The sequence below is a fragment of the Oleiphilus sp. HI0086 genome (assembly GCF_001635225.1).
The window spans coordinates 1-769 of record NZ_LWFZ01000007.1 but is presented as its reverse complement, the minus strand read 5'-3'; the positions used below and the strand labels follow the sequence as shown (position 1 = coordinate 769).

Below are 769 nucleotides of genomic sequence, written 5' to 3'. Positions count from 1 at the left end.
TATGACTCATTACTTACTTTCGTTTAGTGGACGTAGTGATGATAAAGCAGCTGTTCATGCCGGCGCAGCGATGTACCAGACTGCCTGTGCAGCCTGTCATGGGGCTGAGGCTAAGGGTAATCAAGCCGTCGGCGCACCAAATCTAACAGATGATGTTTGGCTCTACGGCGGCACGGCATCTAAGATCAATCAAACACTCACTTATGGTCGAGCAGGCGTAATGCCAGCACAAAAAGACCTACTTGGTGAAGACAAAGTTCACCTACTTGCAGCTTACGTTTACAGCTTATCTAACAAATAAGACTGTCTGAGACTCGTGGGCCTGGCTGAGTAGCCAGGCCCACTCTCACAGAATATAAGATCTCTTCTCTAGACAGCCTTTGCTCATCACAGACTTTCTAGAAAAGAAACCTTTCCTCCACTAGATATGGAAGCCGTTGCCTATGTCTAAGAAGATCCCAGCCCAAAATATCGAACCCGGTACGCAGAAACTGGAAGTCTACGGCCAAGATTCAAAGCAAGCAGACGTCAGTAAGACCGTCGAGCTCTACGAGTCTCGAAAAAAAATCTACGTCAAAAAAATTGCCGGTCTTTTTCAGCGAATCAGGAAGTTTTCACTCTGGGCCTTGATGGCCATGTACTTTTCAATTTGCTGGATATCAATCAACGGCCAGCAACTGGTTCATTTCGACCTCCCTGCACGTAAATTCCATATCTACGGCATGACATTCTGGCCACAAGAGTTCGTTCTTTTAGCACTGCTTCTAAT

The 769-nt window shown here is 46.4% G+C and carries 1 protein-coding gene and 1 pseudogene; both read left to right on the top strand.

All coding sequences use genetic code 11. The annotated features are described in order from the left end of the window. On the top strand, window positions 1-301 hold a 301-nt coding region (locus A3756_RS00215; protein WP_068552552.1), incomplete at its 5' end, for a c-type cytochrome. A gap of 142 nt (window positions 302-443) precedes the next feature. Continuing rightward, window positions 444-769, top strand: a pseudogene (locus tag A3756_RS00210) (cytochrome c oxidase accessory protein CcoG); the annotation flags it as partial.